Raw genomic sequence first — 21,021 nt, forward strand, 5'->3', positions numbered from 1 at the left:
GATGACAAAGCGTGACTGCTTATATGTCTGTTTAAACCTTTACGTGTTAATATATAAAAAGCTGACTATAAGCAGTCAGCTTTTTATATATTACATTCTAGTATTTGCCGGGCAGTAATGCCCCCATCTAAAAATTCAGCAAAAGCAAGGAAGTAGGTGAGGGATCAACTTTCCGGAAAAGCCCGATTGGTTCCAAAAGACATATTCTTTCCTTTACGTTGACATTAAAAATATTACCAATTTTTTCTTTTACAATGGCAACAAATAAAGAAACATTTACAACGACACTTATTTCGTTTAGAACTCCAATCATCATCACGATGACACTTTTCTTTAGATTTCCACCAATCATCATTACAATGTTTTTCCTGAGAACTCCAATCGTCATCACAATGACACTTTTCTTTAGATTTCCACCAATCATCATTACAATGCTTTTTCTGAGAACTCCAATTATCATCACAATGATGCTTTTCTTTAGATTTCCACCAATCATCACAACAATGCTTTTTCTGAGAACTCCAGCAATCATTTTTCCAGGACATTTATTTCTACCTCCTTTCAATAGTGTTCATATTATTCTATGTTTTAATAAAAAAATGGCTTGTTTATTAACCTACTATTTTATCTTTATATGATAGAGTGTCTTCTACTCGATATAGAATTCATACAAACTATGCTAATTTTTAAGAGAAAGTGGAGAGAACTACTACTAGTTATGGTATTTTTCAATAAACACTTGTTGAAGAAAATGTTCTGATTACAAATAATATCTTATTTTCGAGTACGCTTTTTAAATGTATATTTCACAATGAAAAATGGGAAATCCACAAATAAAGTCTATGTATATGTGAGTTAATGGGGAAATCTAGTGTGTTTTTAAGGGGCGTCTTATTTAAAAGAAAAAAGGTTTGTTTTAGAAAGTGGTGTCTAAACATTAAATGGAGTAGGACTAAATTCACGGCCGCTCATTAAAAAGCTTTTAATTAGGAGAAGTCTGTTTTTATAATGAATAATGAAAAGAAAGTTTGGTACAATTGTTTGTTTTTTTCTTTTTATGTGTTTGCCTCGTACCCTTTTAAGCTAGTGGACATACTTTACTAATAGAAAGGATTAGGGGGTGAGGTATTGGGTTCTCGATTTAATAATTGTAAAAAGAAGTGTACATGTAAACAAGATGATTGTTGGGAAGTATTCGAAGAGTGTAAAAAAGAACAGCATGAGAAATGTGATAATTCTTGTGTACAAGGAATTAGAGATGAACTTAAGAAATTAATTAATCGAACAGTTCAAATTAATACAGAGGGACGTACTTATGTAGGTACTGTTTCGTCTGTAAGTTGTGATGTAGTTAGGCTTGCGGCTATTCCTGGATCGGTTGGAGTAATTATTTCCATTTGCAAAATTGAAGCAATTTTCCCACCGGTTACAACGGTTACTGCTGACTTTGATTTTAATGGTATTGATGTAGCAAACAAAGCATAATTATGCTGCTTTTTTGTAAAGCCATTCACATGAATGGCTTTATTTTAATTTTATATAAAAGGAGAATATATTCTTTATATAGAAATAAGTTTGAGGTTATAAAGCATGATGTACGAAAGGAGCAAGGAAGTGATTAAACTAGAAAGTTTTAAAAAATCTGATTTTAAACAATTAATAAATTGGATTAATTCCGAAGAATTTCTAATACAATGGTCAGGAAATGCATTCACATTCCCTTTAGACGAACAGCAATTAGAGAAGTATATAGAAAGTGCAAATACACTCGCTTTCAAAGTGGTAGATGAAGAGACTTCAGACGTTATTGGTCATATTTCGCTTGGGCAAATAGATAATATTAATAAGTCCGCTAGAATTGGAAAAGTATTAGTTGGTAATACGAAGATGAGAGGACGTTCTATAGGAAAACATATGATGAAAGCAGTACTTCATATTGCTTTTGACGAATTAAAACTACATAGAGTAACTCTTGGTGTGTATGATTTTAATACATCGGCCATTTCATGTTACGAAAAAATAGGGTTTGTAAAAGAAGGCTTATTAAGAGAGTCAAAAAGAGTAGGAGAAACGTATTGGAATTTATGGGAAATGAGTATGTTAGAATATGAATGGAAGAAGTAGCAACAATAGTAATTTATAATTATATTATGTTAACAAAGGGGCTTGGTGGGTATAGTGGATAATAAAACAAAAATAATTTCAATTGCAGCTGTTTCGGGGGGAGGTAAAACTACAATTACAGAAAGATTAAAGCATAAGTTTAAAAACTCAAAAGCTCTATATTTTGATAGTTATACATTTGATAACTCTCCTGCTGATATTTGTAAATGGATTGATGATGGGGCGAATTATGACGAGTGGGTATTAACACCATTAATTCATGATATTGAGCAACTTATACAAAATAATACCTTAGACTATATTATTGTAGATTATCCTTTTGCATACTTAAATAGTGAGATGCGAAAATTCATTGATGTAACTATATTTATTGATACGCCTTTAGATATTGCGATGGCTAGAAGGATTTTGCGAGATTTTAAGGAAGGTACAATAGATGAAATACATAATGATTTGGAACATTACATGACATATGCGAGAAAAGCTTATTTAGAGGCAATTCATACTGTTAAGCCGAATTCAGATATCATATTGGATGGTTCTTTATCTGTAAGTGAAATAATTAATCACGCTGTAGAGGAACTTGGCCGAAGAGAAGTGATTGTCAATGGTTAAATGTATAACAGATGCTGTTAGGTGGATAATTGAAGTAAGAGAGATAAATGTGTACACTTTATTTCAATATAATTGGCAAGTAAGAGATGATTGGTTTAAGTGGTGTGAACAACTTTCAGAGGAAGATTTACTTTGCAAACTGGGGGTATGTTAGAAACATTATTTCATATTGTAGATGTAGAGTATAGTTGGATTAGTGCTCTTCAAGGATAAGAAGATAGAGAACCGCAATTTAAAGATTATCAATCAATTCAAAAAGTGAAAGCGTTATCTGATTTATATAAACGAGAACTTGAAGTTTTTTTTGCAGTCATGATCATCTAGCCTAGAATGCTAGCACACTTAAAATAAGCCGTATAAAAAGTTAATCATTGTGTGCTTTGATTATATAACGTCGGCGAAATAAATAGTGTGAGGGACAGCTATTCTAACAAGTATTTTATGTAACGTTCGTATATTTAAATTTTCTTGTAATTAATCGAATTCTAATTTTTTAGAAACGGATAATGAGGTATGGGTGGAGCTCTTTTTTATTGAATAAAATGGGTTAATTTTTCGGATTTTCATTACAATATAAAAATTAAAATTTTGTTAGTTGTTAAAAAAATAGAAAAAGAGGGCTAATGCCCGCTTTTTCTTTTAATTTGGTAATTAATCACAGATTGGTATCCCAAGCACTCTTAGAGCTAATGCTACTTGAAGGGAAATCTCTAATCTAGCAATTTCAATACCAGCTACTGAAAGAACTAAAAAAGGTTGTCCGTTTACAAATACAACACAACTATCCATAGTTAAGCCTCCTTTCTAGTAATCTACTATAGTATATGAGTAGAACTTTAAAGTGTAATAGTTCAATTGTTGGATTTAATAGAATTAATAGAATTAATAGAATTAATAGATTAACCCATTTAAACTAAACAAACGAACACAACGAAAGGAAACAGAGATGGATGTATGCCTCAAAAAATATAGGTTTTAAGACATGTAATGGGATATGAAATTCATCATATTGGTCAGTTATCTATATGGGCGAGAGAGTTAAACTTGCAACTAGTTTCAGCAAACTTGATTGGAAGAGGATGATAGAATTAAAAACCGACTTGCATCTCAAGCGCAAGTCGGTTTTATATATATAAGAAGATTTCTTAATTGAAATCCTCGGATTTTTTCTGACGTATATGTAAAAACATTAAGGTGGTAATGATTAAAAAAATCATTATAGTTTGTATAATTAAATTTTTAAACTGAAGCAATATTGTCCAAGATGTAAGGGCGTCTTTAAAAGCTTGGAGTGCAGAGTACGAGGAAGGATCAAAACCATACTGTAGCAACTTTTTTGTTTCAATAAATGAAATGTTTTCTTCATCTGCATCTAATATTACTGAAATTAGTCTAGTATCTCTAAGTTTTGCTGTACTGACAAAACTATAATTACCGTTAGTTGAAAAACTAGTTTGTAAGCCATCAACACCTTGAAGTTTAATGTTTTCATTAAGGGAATATATCATTTTATTCGTATTGAAAACCTGGGAATCTTTGAAGGTAAATTGGTAAGAGGTTAGTTTCGTAATATTCAATACATCTGGAAAATCTTTTACTAATCGTGCTGCTAGTTTAGCTGCGTCTATCGCTGTTGTAGTTGATTGTTTATTTGTATTATTATTAATTCCAGTAGAGTTTAGAAATGGAGATGGTTGTAATAACTTTAGTTCTTTTGCTTTTTTATTCATTAATACTGTAAAGTTATCTTCATTTCCAGCAATGTGTTCAGCTAGAGCGAGTGCAGAACGATTATTCCCTGCCAGTAGCAATGCATGAAGTAAATCACGAACCGTTGTTTTATCATTCGATGTTACTTGTATAGGGCTTGTTTCTACTCGGAAAACTTCGTTACTTATTTGTACGAAGTCATCTAACTGTATCTTTTTATCATTTAGTTGCTCCAATACGATATATTCTGTCATTAATTTAGATAAAGCAGCTGATTGTACTGGGGTTTCTTCATTTTTTTTATAAACAATTTCACCTGAATTAGCATTTATTAAAATAGCTGATTTAGCTTGAATAATCGGACCATTTACATAAAGATAAAAATATAAAACGATAAGTGCAGTAATAAAAAAAGATAATAATAAAATAGCGAATTTCTTTAAGAATTGCATAAGCGATCCTCCTATTATGACATCAATAATAGTATTGTAAAAAGGAATGCTTAATTAGGAAGAAAGAAAAGGTAAAGAATTTCTAAAGAATTATAAAGGATTATTAAATTTAGGGTAATTATGGAAAAAGTTCAATTTCTTATATGGTAAGAAATTGAACTTTTTATTTGTAATATTAACATTTGTATGGGAGTAGTTTTACAGTGAATGTTGTTTTTTCGTCATCACTATATACTTCAATTGTTCCTTTATGCAATTCGACTATACTTTTTGCAATTGCTAATCCAAGTCCAGATCCACCAGTGTTTGTAGAGCGAGATTTCTCAACGCGATAAAAACGTTCAAAAATATGAGGTAAATCCGTACTAGGAATAGGTTGTCCGTAATTTGTTATATCAATTGTAATCATATTATTACTTTCATAAGCAGTAAGGTCAATATAGCGACCTTCGCTTCCATAAGCGATAGCGTTTATAATAAGATTTTCAAACACACGCACTAATTTGTCACCATCAGCTAATACCATGAGCTTTTGAGACGGGAAAGAAGGCCGACATTCTATATTAGCTTCTTGAACCTGTATGCGGAATTGAACAGTTAATTGTCCAAGTAACTCTACAATATCAATAGGAACAGAATACAAGCTTAATTCTTTATTTTGAACACGTGTATATTCGAACAAGTCATTCATTAATGCATTAAGACGAGTTACTTTATCGTAAATGACTTGAATATAGTATCGCAATTCCACTTCATCTCTATAATTATCATGATGGATTAAATTTACGTATCCAACTATAGAAGTAAGGGGAGTGCGTAAGTCATGTGATACATTTGTAATAAGTTCACTTTTTGCTTGTTCCGCTTGTCTTTCTTCATCAATTGAGACTTTTAATTGTTCAACAATTTCATTGACCCCGATTGCTAATTCTTCTAGATAATTATGATTTACAATAGAAACTTTATGATTGAAGTTTCCATTTGCAATATAACGAATTTCTTCTATCATTTTTTTTATACAAGTTTCATAATAAAGTTTTTTCTCGTGACGATAAAAAATGTAAAGATAGGATGAAAAAATAGAAAATAAAAACAAATAAGATACAATCATCATCCATAAAGACTCTTTAATCCCTTTATACTTTTCATAACCAAAAATTCGAATGAATTCTTTACCGAGTTCGGTTAGAGTAAGTGAACTTTCAATTACACTCGTAACGAGGCGATAAATAATTAGTTCAGTAATAGGAGTGAGTGTGATAGCTAATAAAAGCCAAAAAATAAGTTTCCATTTAGGAATATCTTTTAATATATCAAATGCTTCATTTCTCAATTTTATAGCCAACTCCCCAAACAGTATGAATAAATTTTTCTCCATTTATTACTGTTTCAAGTTTATCTCGTAAGTTGCTAATATGGACCATTACCGTCTTATTTGAACCATAACCATCTTCATTCCAAACGCGTTCGAAAATTTCTTCTGAACTAAATACTCTTCCTGTATTACTCGCAAGTAAATATAAAATATCGAATTCAATAGAGGTTAGTTTAATGTACTCTCCATTTACTTTAACTGTATGATTATGTTTGTGTATTTCAACAGAGCGAATACGAATAATACCATCTTCATTCTTTTGCGAAGTAGCATTTTGGAAAGAGGATCTTCGTAATAAAGCTTTCACTCTAGCTACTAATTCTAATGGATTGAATGGTTTGATCATATAATCATCAGCACCTGTCATAAGGCCTAATATTTTATCCATATCTTCTGCTTTTGCACTAAGCATTAGAATTGGTACAGTATTATTTTCACGCACTTCCTGACAAACTTCTAATCCGTTTCGTTTTGGCATCATAATATCCAAAATCATAAGGTCAACTTCATATGTAGAAACCTTTTGCAATGCTTCATCGCCATCATAAGCTTTATAAATGTTATAGCCTTCATTTCGCAAATAAACAGCAAGTAATTCAACAATTTCTTTATCATCATCAATAATTAATATATTTTTATTCATTGTGTAGTTCCTTTCCTTACAAATCATCAACATTACTATAATATCAAACATTTATGTACTTGTAGCGATGATTATGTATAAAATTTCATGTAACGTATTAAAAAGGAGTAAAAAGATTAATAACGAATATAAAATAACAAGGATATTTAGATTCTACATTATAATGAAAGTTAGTTATAAGGGGGATTTTCTATGTTATGTAATGATATATATTCATTTACTCCAACTGGAAAAATAGACAATGATATTAAAGCTTTTCTACTAAAATATAATAAAGAGTTTACATATAAACATTCAATTCGTGTGGCAAATGAGGCAAAAAAGATTGCAGAAAAGTTTCACGTAGATAAAGAAAAAGCAGCAATTGCAGGATATTTACATGATATTAGTAGCATTTTTCCAAACGAGGAGCGGATTGCAGTTGCTGAAGAATTTGGTGTAGAAATAGTGGAAGCGGAAAGAAAGTTTCCTATGATTATTCATCAAAAATTATCGAGGGTAATCGCAAAAGAAATATTTAAAGTCGAAGATGAAGAGATTTTAAATGCAATTTGTTGCCATACAACGTTGCGTAAACATGCAACGAAGATGGATTTAGTATTATTTGTTGCAGATAAAATAGAATGGGATCAAAAAGGGACACCACCATATTTAATAGAAATAAAAAAAGAATTGGGAAAATCTTTGGAAAAAGCAGCTTTTGTATATATTTCATATTTGTGGGAAAGGAAAGATACATTGAAAGTTATACATCCGTGGCTAGAAGAAGCATATTGGGATTTAAAAAGAATTGTACAGTAGAAAGGACAAGGAAATGCAATTAAAAGAATATATGAATCAAACATTTCCAGGAGTTACATTAGGACCCTACTTATATTCTCAGTGGGAAAATCATTTACATTTTGATTTCGGAAAAGATAAATATCAAATTGTAGAAGGAACCGACGATTTAAATATGGAATACTTTTCTCAACTTTGAAGACATATTTTCAAAAGAAGATGTAGTGTTTGTAGTGACAAATGTTTATAGATTTAAAAAGGAAAACATAAAAACTTCACAGAAAATAAATATATACAATAAATATATTAAGAAAAGAGATTTAAGATTTCATATAAGATAAGAAACGTTACCGTTTTTATTTGAAGATGAAGAAGCAGATTTATCCCGCTATTTGCCGGGCAGTAAGACCCCCCACTGATTAAAGTTTCACTTTATATTGTACATATCAATTTTCTTTTAAATGTCTTGCGGAAGATATTAAATATGAACCGCTGATACAAGCTGCTAATCATGAGGATTTTTCTGATCTGTATCTTCGATTTGGACGAAAAAAAGAAATCTCTTATCCAGATGTATTTCTCATAAATGCAAAGAAAGATATTGTGATGTTTATGTATGATGATAGAGGATGTGAAGTAATTGCGAAGAATAAAGAAATAATACGAGATTCATATAAGAAATACAAAGAATGGATTCCAGATTATGAACGAGAAAGTATAGATAACTTATTTAAATGACAATAGGGGAAGTGAAGCGTGTAATGAAACGTATTGCAATTGTATCTGCATGGGAACCAGAACTGACGTATTTGCATCAACATTATCCGAGTGAACGTGTTGAAAAAAGAGCAGCTTGGGAATTTCATTTTCATACTATTAATGAGCTGGAAATTATATCAGTTGTTACTGGTGTCGGTAAAGTAAGCTGCGCTAGTTGTGTACAATTGTTAATTAGTGAGTTTCAGCCAGATGAGTTGTTTATGACAGGAATATGCGGAAGTTTATCAAACAAGGTGAAAAACGGTCATATTGTAGTGGCACTAAACGCAATACAACACGATGTTACTGCAGCTGGCTCAGGGGAAGATGTTTTTAATTTATATAACGGTAGAACAGCACCTATTGAAACAACAAAATCACTTGTAAGAAGAATAAAAAAAATACGATCATATGATCCAATACATTTCGGCACATTTTTATCAGGAGATCAACGTATTCGTAGTTCGGAAATGAGATATTTACTCCATACCGTATATGGAGCATTGGCAGTTGATCAAGAAATAGCAGCTTTCGCCTATGTATGCCAAATAAATAAAAAACCATTTCTATGTTTAAAAGCTGCTTCAGATCAAGCAAATGATAAAACGAAAGAAGAACAAAAAATCTTTAAAATGCTAGCATGCGAAAGAGCATGTGAGCATTTAATTGCTTTTTTACGTGTTTATGAGATTAATGTAGTAAATAATAGAGAGTTAGAGGGTTTTAAGCTTGGAAACTACAAATAAAATAGCTATTTTGGGTGCGAATGGAAAAGTCGGGAAATTCCTCATAAATGAAGCCTTAGAACAGGGATTTCAAGTGAAAATATTAACGAGAAATTCTAAAAATATGCCGATAAATAATGAGAATATAGAGGTTATCATTGGAGATGCCCGTGATTTTTCTTCAATCCAGGAATTACTTCAAGGTTGTAGAGCTGTGATTAATGCTGTCGGTCAACCGAAAAATGAATCTTATATTTTTAGTACAGTTACAAAGCATATTTTAAAAGTAATGAAGGAATATGAAATAAAACGTTATATTCTTATTTCTGGTGGCTCTATAAATGTTGTTGGAGATCAGAAAGGGATTGTAAATAAAATGGGGGCTAACTTGTTTAAATTATTTTTACCAAAAATGATGCAAGATAAATATAAAGAGTTACAAATTCTCCAAAGTAGCGATGTAGATTGGACGGTCGTTAGATTACCATTTGTTATAGAGGGGAATGGTATAGGAAATATAAAAGAGAGTTTAGTGGATATGCCAGGGATTAAAATTCAAAATGGAGATATTGCACCGTTTGTTATAAAACAAATTAATAGTGGGTTATATGTAGGGAAATGTCCGTTCATTTCAAATTAAGAGATAAAATTAATAATAGATGGAATTTATTACATGGTTACATGTTGAGTTTAATACAAGCAAATGGAGGACAATTTTATATGATTCAATATAAAAGGTGTAGTGATGTAAATATTGATTTAGTATATGAAGCTTTTAAAGTTGGATTTTCAGATTACATTATTAAAATGGAAGTTTCAAAAGGGGATTTTATACAACGTTTTTTGGGACCAGAAGGTAATTTGCTAGAACATTCTTTTCTTGCTTTAGAAGAAGGCAAACCTGTTGGCGTAATACTAGGTGGTATAAAGGATTATGAAAGTATTAAGACTATGCGCTGTGGAACATTAGCGGTTCATCCTAATTACCGCGGTATTGGTGTGAGTCAAAAATTATTTGAACTGCATAAAGAAGAGGCGATTCAACATGGATGTAAGCAACTTTTTCTCGAAGTCATTGTAGGAAATGACCGAGCGATTCATTTTTATAATAAGTTGGGCTATGAAAAAGTGTACGATCTTTCTTATTATAATTTAAATGATTTGACTAAAATAATGAATAAAGATTGTAAGGATATTGAAGTAAAACAATTAGAATTTCCAACTTTTAAAGATGAAATTCAGAAATGGTTAAACTTCCATATAAATTGGCAAAATGATATTGATTATATCAAAAAAACAAATCATGTATTTTATGGTGCATATGTCGATAATGACTTAAAAGGCTCTCTATGTGTAAATAAACAAGGTAAAATTAGTTTTATTTTCGTAGACAAAGATTATAGAAATATTGGTGTTGGGATGAAATTATTACAAGTAGCAAGAGAAGAATTAAATTTATCAAGTTTATCAATTGGGTTTCCTAACAATAATTTACTGGAAGGTTTTCTTAAGAAATGTGGATTTGAAAAGAATTCTTTAGCGCAATATGAAATGTATTTATTACTCTAAGAGCGGAAAGATTTATTCTTTTCGCTTTTTATTTTGCTGTTATGTTGGTAAATGCTCCGCAACTATAATTTATAATGAGAGGGATTTTGTTTATCCTTAAGTTATTTTTTAAATTGTCAATTTCATGCTAATAATTTTCTTTGTATAATATTCTAATTTTATGTAGAATAGATACGATGGGAGGGGATGAAATGAATAATGGATTAAAGTTTAAGATTTTTGAATTGCATTGTCTCGTTCAAAAGACTTATTCTGATATTAAAATAGCGTGTGATATTGCTATTTATCAAGAAAACACTTCTAAATATTTAATTTCATTAGGATTTTTAAATAAATCATATATGACTTATATAGAAGCAAAAAGATTCTATCGCGAAAATGAAGAGCTTGTAAGTGTAGAATTTGATAATTTCTTTGATATGTATGATAAATTAGAAAACGAATTAAAACAAGTTATTTCAACTGAAGATAAAAATCCTTCATTGTTACATAGCAGACTTGATCAGTTTCAGCAGAAAGTTGAAAATATAAATGACTTAATAAAAGTATTGCAAAATGCTCGTTAATGAATGCTTTTTTCTGTTCGTATAGAAATTATGTATTAAAAACATTTTAGGGATATTACATATTGAAGAGGTGGCTTTTGTAGATTACAAAAGTCATCTTTTTATGTTAGGAATAGATTGTATACATTTTAGCAGTTTCATATAAATAATAGAAATTTATACGAGGTAAATATCATGGGAAATAAAAAAGAAATAGCTATAGTTGCATTAACAACAGGATTCGTTTTAACAAGTGTAACACCATATGGAGTAGGGCATGCAGAGGAACCTGGTCAAATGCAAGTTGAAATTCAAGAGGATTCGTTCCGTACAGGTGATCTGACACAACCATCAAAAAAGGCACCAGAGAATGTAGTGAAAGATGCACTTAAGGAAAATACGGAGCATGCTTTGTCTCCAAAACAAGTTAGTGCAGAAACAGGAGTAGATTACAAGGTTCTTCAAAAACGTGGTTCTTATGATGGAACTACACTTGTGCGCATGCAACAAATATATGAAGGAAAAGAAGTATATGGCCACCAGTTGACTGCTCACGTAGATAAAAAAGGTATTATTAAAAGCATTTCAGGAGCTAGCGCACAAAATTTAACACAAGAAGATTTAAAGAAACCTATTAATTTATCAAAAGAAGAAGCAAAACAATATATTTATAAAAAGTACGGAAACGATACTAAATTTATTTCTGAGCCAGAAGTTAAGGCAGTTATTTTTGTTGATGAAAATCATGGGCAGGCTAGCAATGCATATCAAGTTACATTTGCTGCTACAACACCAAATTATGTATCTGGAACCTATTTAGTGAATGCTCATAATGGTGAAATGTTAAAAGATATGGTACAAGAATCAAGTTTGAAAATAAGTGAAGAGTATGTTGAATCCGTTAAGGAAAATAAAACTAGCAATTTTACATCATTAACTGGAACAGGAAAAGATGATTTAGGCGTAACTCGTACATTTGGTATTTCTAAACAGACCAGTGGGAATTATGCGCTTGCTGATTACACAAGAGGACAAGGAATTGAGACATATGATGTAAATTATAGAGATATTACAAATGAAGAAAGTTATTATCCTGGTATACTAGCAACTAGTGTTTCAACAACATTTAATGATCCAAAGGCGGTAAGCGCTCATTTCTTAGCAACAAAGGTATACGATTTTTATAAAGAAAAATATAAGCGTAATAGTTTTGATAATAAAGGAAAAAAAGTAGTTTCAGTTGTACATGCATGGGATTCTGGAGGAACAAATGATCCTGAAAATTGGGAGAATGCATTTAGTACTAATATTAATAACATTAGTATGCTTTTATATGGAGATCCCATGGTAAAAGCGTTCGATATAGCCGGTCATGAATTTACACATGCAGTTACATCAAGTGAATCTAACCTTGAATTTTCAGGAGAATCTGGGGCAATTAACGAGGCATTATCGGATATTATGGGAACGGCTATAGAGAAATACATAAATAATGAGGAATTTAACTGGACAATAGGAGAACAAACTGGATCGATTTTTCGTAATATGAAAAATCCAACTGCAATTAATTTTTCAGAAGGACTACCGTATCCGGATGATTATAGTAAATATAATGATTTAAATGGAGAGGATTATGGAGGCGTTCATTTTAACTCAAGTATTATTAATAAAGTTGCGTATTTAATGGCACAAGGTGGTACTCATAACGGTGTAAATGTAAATGGTATTGGTGAAGATAGAATGTTTGATATTTTCTATTATGCAAATACTGATGAATTAAATATGACTTCTAATTTCTCTGAATTGAAATTGGCATGCCTTAAAGTGGCAACTAATAAATATGGAGCGAACTCAATTGAAGTTCAAGCAGTCCAAAATGCTTTTGATGCGGCAAAAATTACAGGAACGGTGAAAGAGAACGAAAAAACAGCAGAAAACCAAGCTCCAGAGTTAACTGTACCGTTTACGATTACACTACGTGTAGGTGATACGTTTGATCCAATGAGAAATGTAAAAGCTGTTGATAAAGAAGATGGTGATTTAACAAATAAAGTAAAGCATAAAGGCGATGTAGATACTTCAAAACCAGGTACATACATTGTGGAATACTTGGTCGTTGATTCCCAAGGGAGAAATACAACGGCTAGACAGACTGTAATTGTAGAGGGAAATGGAGAAACATCAGATTTAGAACCTAAATTAATAGTGCCTGTTGGAGCGACAATTCATGTTGGAGATTCATTTGTTCCAATGGCAGAAGTATTAGCTATCGATAAAGAAGACGGTGATCTCACTTCTAAAATCAAAGTTGATGGTGAAGTAGATACAACTAAAGCCGGTACTTACGTATTAACGTACACGGTTACAGATTCTAAAGGTCATGAAGTAACGGCGAAGCAAACTGTAACGGTCAAAGTTAGAGAAGAAGTAAAAAATGATAAACCAATACTAAAAGTACCTGCTACAACTTCAATTACTGAGGGTGATCAATTTGATCCATTGGTAGGGGTATCAGCTACTGATAAAGAGGACGGTGACCTTATTTCTAAAGTAGCGTATGAAGGAACTATAGATACAACTAAAGCTGGTACTTATGAAATAATATATAGTGTTAGAGATTCCGTGGGTAATGAGGTAAATGCAATACAAAAAGTATTAGTGAAAGATAAAGAAACTAGCAAAGCTAATGGCCTTGCTAATAAGGAAAATAAGAGTAATATCTCAAACAACAGTAATAGCGATAAAAAAGAATATACATATAAGGAGCTTCCAAAGACGGGTGTAAGTACAACTAACAGTGCAGCAATCGGCATATTGATGATTATTACAGGCACAGTACTCACTTTTGTTCGCAAATTTAGAAAGATACAAAAATAATAGTAGGGATCATTCGTTTGAAGAAAAGAGTTCATTATTCAAAAGAAATAAAGTAGAAAGTAAGTAAAACAAAATATGGATTTTTTACTTAATAAGATTTTAGTAGTTAAGCGGTGCATTTGGCTTCTATAAAAATTTGTAGTTGGATCATGTTCTGTCTACAAAATTACATTACATAAAAAACACGTTACTATTCTCATTAAAATAAAAGAATAGTAACGTGTTTTTTGGTTTGGAAAAGCATAAATCCTATAGTTCATGAATCTGGGAGTGCTTCTAATCTGCCATTGATGAGTTACTGAAAACATTTTGTTTTAATGGAAGTTTCACTCTAAATGACAACATGAGATTTTCGATATTTACCAGGTGTTTCATTGGTGAATTTTTTAAAAATTTTAGTGAAATAACTTTGATCGCTAAAATTAAGCGAAGCGCATATGTCTGATAAAGGATAGGTGGTGAAAGTTAATAATTTCTTTGCTTCTTCGATTCGTTCACGTTGAATGTACTCAATTAATGAAATACCGACTTCTTTTTTAAATAATATAGATAAATAATCTGAATTCACATTTGCAAATTTAGCAAGTTGTTTAACAGATATTGGATTGTAAATATTTTTAAAAATGTAGTTTTTGCAAATAGCAATAGTCTGTGAATGTTGCTGTGTTTTTTGTGCCTTTACACGGTCTGCAAAGGTACAAAAAGCATTTTTTAATAAATCCCAAACAGATTCTTTGTCTTTTAAATCTTCTGTTCTTTGAATATGTAAATCATAAATTTTGTAAGCAATCCCAGATGGAAGTCCCCCTTTTATCGCATATCTAGTAGCGAGCGTGATGGATGAAATACAAATGTTTTTATGACGTCTTAATTGATGGAATGAAGATAAAGATGAAAGAGTCTCTTGTTGGAATTCGTAATAATATTTGAGTACGGTTTCTTTATCCCCGTGTTCTATAGAACTAAGTAGTTGCTGCTCTATATATAAATTATGATAAATGGATTCGTCTTTTTGCATTGAAATATATACATCTTCGTTTAAGATGCTGCTATGACTTATATGAAGTGAGTCACTGTTATTTGAAAAGGTGCTTACATCTGAATTTTTTTTATAGAGAATGTTATAGAACAATATCGCTATATTTACAAAGAAATTTTGATCTTTGACTGACAATGAAAAATAATGGTCTCTTGTTCTTTTATAATTTGGAATAAAATTAAGGTTACTATCCGCTTTACTTGTAGAAGAATTCACATGTGTCAAGGGCCCAATAATAAGAGTACCGTTCACCATATAATCGCTCTTTATGTGAATTAAAATAAAGTGCCCTAGATATTCGTGAGTTCTGAAGATGGGGGAATTATATGTATCATTTCTCTGAAAAAGCATATGTAACTCTTCTATTTTTGATGTATATAACGAATGTGAATCATTTTTTGATTTAAATTCTAAAAGAATATTTTTGTTACAATCTAAAAAACAAACTGGAATTTCGAAAGATTGAAAAAACATATTGCAAATGTACTCTATCTCAACTAGACTGAGTTTTTTAGTCATATTCTTCCTCCTTACAGTTATGCGTAATAGTTAAATAAACATATATTCCTTTTTCATAAGTAGATACGGAAAACCTTTATCAATAAAAAATATAAATAAAAGTTATAAACTTCTAAGAATAATACCATAATTTAACATGAATAGCACATATTATTTGAATATACAGGTAATAGTTTTGGACAGTAACGTAAAATATGAATCGTCACACTTATTTGTTGGTTATTACTTATATGTATTAAAAAATGATTAAGATTGGATTTTAAATAGGGATAGGAAGTGAGAAATGAATAGATTGACAGTAAGTGAATAGTCGAAATTAGCGGTGAAAGCTATTATGTAACAAATGTAATGATTCTTGAAATAGGGATATACGTGTAATTTAGGGGAGAAAATTACATATATCATGTGGAGAGACAACGTAATAATAGAAGATAAGAAAAGTGAATAAGTGATTGTAAACAATGGATTGTTGGACGACTATGTTTTATGTTATTCGTTTAAATCTGATACTTGGCACACTATTGCTTTTAAGAAGGTAATAGTAATAAAGAGATTTTTAAAATGATAGAAGTAGTAAAGGGGATAAGAGAAATGAAAAAAATATTTAGTGTGCTTTTATTGTTTTTCTTAACATTTTCTACATGGTCTAGTGTATTAGTAAAGGCGGATTCACCATCTAAAGGTACTTTAACGATTCATAAGTATGAACAAGAAAAAGATGGAGCACAGGGACTAGAAGGTGACGGTTCTGCAAATCAAGAGGTGCCAAAAGATGCGAAACCATTAAAAGGTGTAACGTTTGAAGTAAAAAGGGTTGCTTCTTTTGAAAAAATTTCAAACGATGGGAAAATCGTAAAAGAAGACGTGAAACCTGTATTGGGAGCCACTCCAAATCAAGTAGTAACAGATGATAACGGACAAGCTGTATTAAAAGATCTTCCGCTAGGACGTTATGAGGTGAAAGAAGTGGCAGGACCTCCACATGTGAATCTAAATCCCAATACGTATACAGTGGATATTCCATTAACGAATAAAGAGGGTAAGGTGCTAAACTATGATGTTCACATGTATCCAAAAAATGAGATTAAACGTGGTGCAGTGGATTTAATAAAAACTGGTTTAAATGAAAAAGCATTAGCAGGTGCAGTATTCTCTTTATTTAAAAAAGACGGTACAGAAGTGAAAAAAGAGTTAGCAACAGATGCTAATGGTCATATTCGCGTGCAAGGATTGGTGTATGGAGAATACTATTTCCAAGAAACAAAAGCTCCGAAAGGCTATGTAATAGATCCAACTAAACGTGAGTTTTTTGTTAAGAACTCCGGAACAATTAATGAAGATGGAACTATTACTTCTGGTACAGTAGTTAAATTAGAAGTGAAAAACTATGAAGAACCAATAATTGATAAAAAGATTAACGGAAAATTGGAAGCGTTACCAATCAATCCGTTAACTAATTATAATTATGATATTAAAATATTAATTCCAGAAGACATTAAGGAATACAAAAAATATGTGGTAACAGATACTTTGGATAATCGTTTAGTGATTCAAGGAAAGCCAATCGTGAAAATTGATGGAGCAGAAGTAAATGCAAGCATTGTAGAGGTAGCTATAGAAGGTCAAAAAGTAACAGCTACAGTAAAAGATTTCACAAAATTAGATGGTAAAAAAGAATTTCATTTGCAAATTAAATCTCAAGTAAAAGAAGGAGTACCATCTGGTTCGGAAATTTTAAATACAGCAAAAATACATTTTACAAATAAAAATGATGTAATTGGAGAAAAGGAATCTAAACCCGTAGTTGTTATTCCGACAACTGGAATAATTGAGTTAACAAAAATTGATGGTGCTAATAAGAATAAATTAAAAGGTGCAGAGTTTGTACTTAAAGATAATAATGGAAAAATAGTTGTCGTAGCAGGAAAAGAAGTAACAGGTGTATCAGATGAAAATGGTGTTATTAAATGGTCTAACATTCCATATGGAGACTATCAAATTTTTGAAACGAAAGCACCAATATATACAAAAGAAGATGGTACAAAAGCATCTTATCAATTATTAAAAGACCCCATTGATGTAAAGATTAGTGAAAATAATCAAACGGTTAAATTGACGATTGAAAATAATAAAAGTGGATGGATTCTTCCGGTAACGGGTGGTATAGGAACGACTCTTTTTACTGTAATAGGCCTTACTTTAATGCTTACAGCGGCATTTGTTTTCTTTAGAAAAAAGTTTGCTAGAAATTAAGATTTTAGGAACATGTAACCATATGAAAAGGGGAGAAGCAAAATGCTTTCCTCTTTTCGATATTTAAGCGTATACAGAGGTGGAAATATGAAACGAAATCTTGTTTTGGGAGGTATTTTCTTATTTGGATTAGGTATTTTTTTATATCCTACTATTAGTAATTGGTTGGCGACTCGTGCACATTATTCTGAGATTAGCTCTTACGATAAGAAGATCAAAGCGCTACAAAAGAAAGAAGTCGAACGTAGGGAAAAAGAAGCAGCCGAATATAATAAACAAGTTCACACTTCCACGAAAACATTTACTGATCCATTTTCTGAAAAAAAAAGTAATCATCAAGCATATGCTGATGCGTTAAATTTAGGAGATGTAATGGGGTATATTGAAATATCCAAAATTAATATAAAACTGCCAATCTATCAAGGGACATCTGAGGAAGTATTGAGCCGCGGGATAGGTCATTTAGATTTTTCTTCGCTCCCGATAGGTGGAGAAAATACGCACACTATTTTAACAGGGCATCGTGGTTTACCATCAGCAAAATTATTTACAGATTTAGATAAGTTGAGCGAAGGAGATCTTTTTTATATTCATTCTTTAGACAAAGTTCTTGCTTATAAAGTAGATCAAATTAAAGTAGTGTTACCACACGAAACGGACGATCTACAAATTGTAGAAAATAAAGATTATACAACTTTAATTACGTGTACGCCTTATGGAGTAAACACCAATAGATTGCTAGTTCGAGGTGTGCGTGTGGAGTTAAACGAGAAAGAAAAACAAAAAGTGAGTACAGAGATATTTATATTTAATAAGTGGACTGTAATAGTTCCAATCCTATTGTTATGTGTGTTTCTAGTCGTAATTTATAAGAAAAGGTTTACTCGATAGAATGTATGTATTTATCCTGCATTAATGGGAAGTGGGACCGTAAATTCAGAGATAAGTAAAGAAGGTATATAGGGGATTGAAGTAAATCATCATTAATAAAAATTTCATTTTATTCGACTATAGAAAAAATACGGTAAAGGTGGGAACAAAGGAATTGAGGCTACGATTAAAGTTGGTAAGTATTCATTTTATTGTTTTGTTAATGTTAAGTGTAAGTTTTGTCATATATGTACCAAAAGAAGTATATGGATCCACGACAAACTTAGAAGGTCTAGGTGATATATCGCGCTATAATGCTGTTGTCTTTGGTAACCATAAAGCAATAGGTGGCGACATTGAAGGAGCAATTGCAGTTCAAGGTGATATGGATGCATCGGGGTATACAATTGTAGGTGCTGCAGCGGGAACATCTAATATAGTAGGTGAAAAATGGGTTGATGAGGGATATCCGTCCTTGTTATTGTCTGGAAAATTTAAGAAATCAAGAGAAGAATCTTTTATCATTCAAAACGGAATAGTCGTAATGACAAAAGAGAGTGATCCAGATCGCATCATACAATCCTCTTATGATCGTATCGTTTATAAAGAAAAACTAGAAATTGATGCGAAATTTAATGAATTTCGCAATATAGTGAACCAAGTCAGTAAAAATGCAGGTCAATATAAAACAAATACCCCAATTCCAAATATGAGTCATGGAATCGGAAAAGATATAAACAATCCTAATATTTATGTTTCATCAGAATTGACAGGGAAAATTAATTTAGATATAAGAGATGTATTTTTACCGAGTGCTAAGGACAAAGATTTTATTGTTATGTATTCGGATGCAACAGAGGTTACATTTAAAAATGGGGCTATTCTATATGACACGAACAATATTGGAAGGGCTACGGATATAATTCCTACATCACAACCATATTCTTCTAATTCCCCGTTTACTGAGCTATACGGGAAAGTGATTTGGGTTTTTCCAAATGCGAAAAAAATTACAACAGAGGGATATGGTGTCGTTGGGAGTGTGTTTGCCCCAAATGCTGTATTAGAAACAAAAGGCGGCTCGATTAATGGACAAGCATTTGTCGGCGCTGTACAACAAACTGGTGGATTTGAATTTCACAATTTCAAATTTAACTGGCAACATTGGAACAAGCCTAGTACTGGAAAAGTAAAAATAAAAAAAGTTGATAGTAATAATGATAATAAAAAATTGGTGGGAGCAAAGTTTCATATAGAAGATTCAAAAGGAAAAATAGTTGGAGAACTAGTAACAAATAAAGAAGGAGAAGTAATATCAAAAGACTTACCAATAGGAAACTATACCTTAGTGGAAGTAGAAGCACCTAAAGGTTACGAATTATTAAAAGAAAAAATAACTGTAAAAATAGAAAAAGATGCAGTAGTAGAAACTAAAATAGGAAATAAGAAATTGCCAGATCCAATGGGGAAAATGAAGCTTGTGAAAGTAGACATAAGTGATAAAAATAAAAAGCTAGCAGGGGCAAAGTTTCATATAGAAGATTCAAAAGGAAAAATAGTTGGAGAACTAGTAACAAATGAAGAAGGAGAAGTAATATCAAAAGACTTAGCAATAGGAAACTATACCTTAGTGGAAGTAGAAGCACCTAAAGGTTACGAATTATTAAAAGAAAAAATAACTGTAAAAGTAGAAAAAGATGCAGTAGTAGAAATTAAAATAGGAAATAAGAAATTACCAGATCCGACTGGACAATTTGAAATTGAGAAAGTTGATGATATGGATAGTGAATTAAAGCTAAAAGGCGCTGTATTTCAAGTGTTAGATAAAGAAGGGAAAGAAGTTAGTAGATTAATAACGGATGAAAAAGGAAAGGTGATTTCCAACCAATTAGCAATTGGAAAGTATACGATTAAAGAAATAAAAGCACCGAACGGATACATGTTACTTAGGGATCCAATAGAAATAGAAATTACAGAAGCAGTAAAGACACAAAAAATAACAGTGAAAAATGCGAAGAATAATTGGGTAATTCCTAATACTGGTGGGAGCGGAACAACAATTTTTTACGTAATTGGTATTATGCTAATGTTTGCTGTGCTATATTTCTGTAAGAAAAATCGTATATTATGAACTAATTTTATAGAGTTAGACAGATCGTTACGTTA

General features: G+C 31.3%; 18 protein-coding genes and 3 pseudogenes. 15 read left to right on the forward strand and 6 right to left on the reverse strand.

The features are described from left to right. Nucleotides 1-127 precede the first annotated feature (127 nt). The gene (locus MR136_RS22150; protein WP_170879447.1) at nt 128-565 is read right to left on the reverse strand and encodes a hypothetical protein; all 438 of its coding nucleotides are present in this window, start codon (nt 563-565) and stop codon (nt 128-130) included. 563 nt (nt 566-1,128) lie between these two features. Here MR136_RS22150 and MR136_RS22155 point away from each other — a divergent pair. The 4 genes and pseudogenes from MR136_RS22155 to MR136_RS22170 all read left to right on the forward strand — a co-directional run. Next, nucleotides 1,129-1,485, forward strand: a complete 357-nt coding sequence (locus tag MR136_RS22155) for a hypothetical protein (RefSeq protein ID WP_000535577.1) — start codon at nt 1,129-1,131, stop codon at nt 1,483-1,485. Nucleotides 1,486-1,590: 105 nt separating this feature from the next. Beyond that, nucleotides 1,591-2,124, forward strand: a complete 534-nt coding sequence (locus MR136_RS22160; RefSeq protein WP_000990082.1) for a GNAT family N-acetyltransferase — start codon at nt 1,591-1,593, stop codon at nt 2,122-2,124. 45 nt (nt 2,125-2,169) lie between these two features. Then, nucleotides 2,170-2,739, forward strand: coding sequence for a nucleoside/nucleotide kinase family protein (locus MR136_RS22165; RefSeq protein WP_000513268.1), 570 nt, complete (start codon nt 2,170-2,172; stop codon nt 2,737-2,739). A gap of 49 nt (nt 2,740-2,788) precedes the next feature. Next, a pseudogene (locus MR136_RS22170) lies at nt 2,789-3,051 on the forward strand (DinB family protein); the annotation flags it as partial. Between the two features lie 339 nt (nt 3,052-3,390). On the opposite strand, the gene MR136_RS22175 reads toward MR136_RS22170, so the two are convergent. After that, nucleotides 3,391-3,528: a DUF3956 domain-containing protein gene (locus MR136_RS22175; RefSeq protein ID WP_000376554.1), complete on the reverse strand. Its 138-nt coding sequence runs from the start codon at nt 3,526-3,528 to the stop codon at nt 3,391-3,393. A 183-nt stretch (nt 3,529-3,711) separates the two neighbouring features. Between MR136_RS22175 and MR136_RS28780 the strand changes: the two are divergent. After that, a pseudogene (locus MR136_RS28780) lies at nt 3,712-3,822 on the forward strand (DinB family protein); the annotation flags it as partial. Between the two features lie 62 nt (nt 3,823-3,884). On the opposite strand, the gene MR136_RS22185 reads toward MR136_RS28780, so the two are convergent. The 3 genes from MR136_RS22185 to MR136_RS22195 form a co-directional block, all read right to left on the reverse strand. Next, nucleotides 3,885-4,901 (reverse strand): D-alanyl-D-alanine carboxypeptidase family protein, encoded by a 1,017-nt coding sequence (locus tag MR136_RS22185; RefSeq protein ID WP_078421590.1) that lies wholly within the window; start codon nt 4,899-4,901, stop codon nt 3,885-3,887. A gap of 175 nt (nt 4,902-5,076) precedes the next feature. After that, complete coding sequence (locus tag MR136_RS22190) at nt 5,077-6,234, reverse strand: sensor histidine kinase (protein WP_001243312.1); 1,158 nt, start codon at nt 6,232-6,234, stop codon at nt 5,077-5,079. Beyond that, nucleotides 6,224-6,919, reverse strand: coding sequence for a response regulator transcription factor (locus MR136_RS22195; RefSeq protein ID WP_001038807.1), 696 nt, complete (start codon nt 6,917-6,919; stop codon nt 6,224-6,226). The genes MR136_RS22190 and MR136_RS22195 overlap by 11 nt, the downstream gene beginning before the upstream one ends. A gap of 192 nt (nt 6,920-7,111) precedes the next feature. Here MR136_RS22195 and yqeK point away from each other — a divergent pair, with 192 nt between their 5' ends. The 7 genes and pseudogenes from yqeK to MR136_RS22230 all read left to right on the forward strand — a co-directional run bounded on the left by yqeK (nt 7,112) and on the right by MR136_RS22230 (nt 14,174). After that, a complete protein-coding gene (gene yqeK / locus MR136_RS22200; RefSeq protein ID WP_078421589.1) occupies nt 7,112-7,720 on the forward strand; it encodes a bis(5'-nucleosyl)-tetraphosphatase (symmetrical) YqeK in 609 nt (202 codons plus the stop codon). Nucleotides 7,721-7,733: 13 nt separating this feature from the next. Further along, nucleotides 7,734-8,437 (forward strand): annotated as a pseudogene (locus tag MR136_RS22205) (DUF3885 domain-containing protein). Further along, nucleotides 8,434-9,204 carry a phosphorylase family protein gene (locus tag MR136_RS22210; RefSeq protein ID WP_139365900.1) on the forward strand — a complete coding sequence of 257 codons (771 nt, stop codon included), beginning with the start codon at nt 8,434-8,436 and terminating at the stop codon, nt 9,202-9,204. Before MR136_RS22205 ends, MR136_RS22210 begins: the two are co-directional and overlap by 4 nt. Continuing rightward, nucleotides 9,188-9,823 carry an SDR family oxidoreductase gene (locus tag MR136_RS22215; protein WP_063536403.1) on the forward strand — a complete coding sequence of 212 codons (636 nt, stop codon included), beginning with the start codon at nt 9,188-9,190 and terminating at the stop codon, nt 9,821-9,823. The genes MR136_RS22210 and MR136_RS22215 overlap by 17 nt, the downstream gene beginning before the upstream one ends. An 80-nt stretch (nt 9,824-9,903) precedes the next feature. Beyond that, on the forward strand, nt 9,904-10,752 hold the full coding sequence (locus MR136_RS22220; RefSeq protein WP_000617038.1) for a GNAT family N-acetyltransferase: 849 nt from the start codon (nt 9,904-9,906) through the stop codon (nt 10,750-10,752). A gap of 191 nt (nt 10,753-10,943) precedes the next feature. Continuing rightward, nucleotides 10,944-11,318: a hypothetical protein gene (locus tag MR136_RS22225; protein ID WP_001059022.1), complete on the forward strand. Its 375-nt coding sequence runs from the start codon at nt 10,944-10,946 to the stop codon at nt 11,316-11,318. 174 nt (nt 11,319-11,492) lie between these two features. Next, a complete protein-coding gene (locus MR136_RS22230) occupies nt 11,493-14,174 on the forward strand; it encodes a M4 family metallopeptidase (RefSeq protein ID WP_078421587.1) in 2,682 nt (893 codons plus the stop codon). 331 nt (nt 14,175-14,505) lie between these two features. On the opposite strand, the gene MR136_RS22235 is transcribed toward MR136_RS22230, so the two are convergent. Then, nucleotides 14,506-15,732 carry a helix-turn-helix domain-containing protein gene (locus MR136_RS22235; protein WP_139365899.1) on the reverse strand — a complete coding sequence of 409 codons (1,227 nt, stop codon included), beginning with the start codon at nt 15,730-15,732 and terminating at the stop codon, nt 14,506-14,508. A gap of 591 nt (nt 15,733-16,323) precedes the next feature. On the opposite strand from MR136_RS22235, the gene MR136_RS22240 reads away from it, so the two are divergent. The 3 genes from MR136_RS22240 to MR136_RS22250 all read left to right on the forward strand — a co-directional run bounded on the left by MR136_RS22240 (nt 16,324) and on the right by MR136_RS22250 (nt 20,986). Beyond that, nucleotides 16,324-17,985, forward strand: a complete 1,662-nt coding sequence (locus MR136_RS22240) for a SpaA isopeptide-forming pilin-related protein (RefSeq protein ID WP_078421586.1) — start codon at nt 16,324-16,326, stop codon at nt 17,983-17,985. An 87-nt stretch (nt 17,986-18,072) separates the two neighbouring features. After that, on the forward strand, nt 18,073-18,876 hold the full coding sequence (locus MR136_RS22245; RefSeq protein WP_078421599.1) for a class C sortase: 804 nt from the start codon (nt 18,073-18,075) through the stop codon (nt 18,874-18,876). A gap of 154 nt (nt 18,877-19,030) precedes the next feature. Continuing rightward, on the forward strand, nt 19,031-20,986 hold the full coding sequence (locus MR136_RS22250) for a SpaA isopeptide-forming pilin-related protein (RefSeq protein ID WP_242259600.1): 1,956 nt from the start codon (nt 19,031-19,033) through the stop codon (nt 20,984-20,986). Nucleotides 20,987-21,021 lie beyond the last annotated feature (35 nt).

Origin of the sequence: Bacillus cereus group sp. BfR-BA-01311, from assembly GCF_022664295.1 — a bacterium.
GTDB classification, from domain to species: Bacteria; Bacillota; Bacilli; order Bacillales; family Bacillaceae_G; genus Bacillus_A; species Bacillus_A cereus.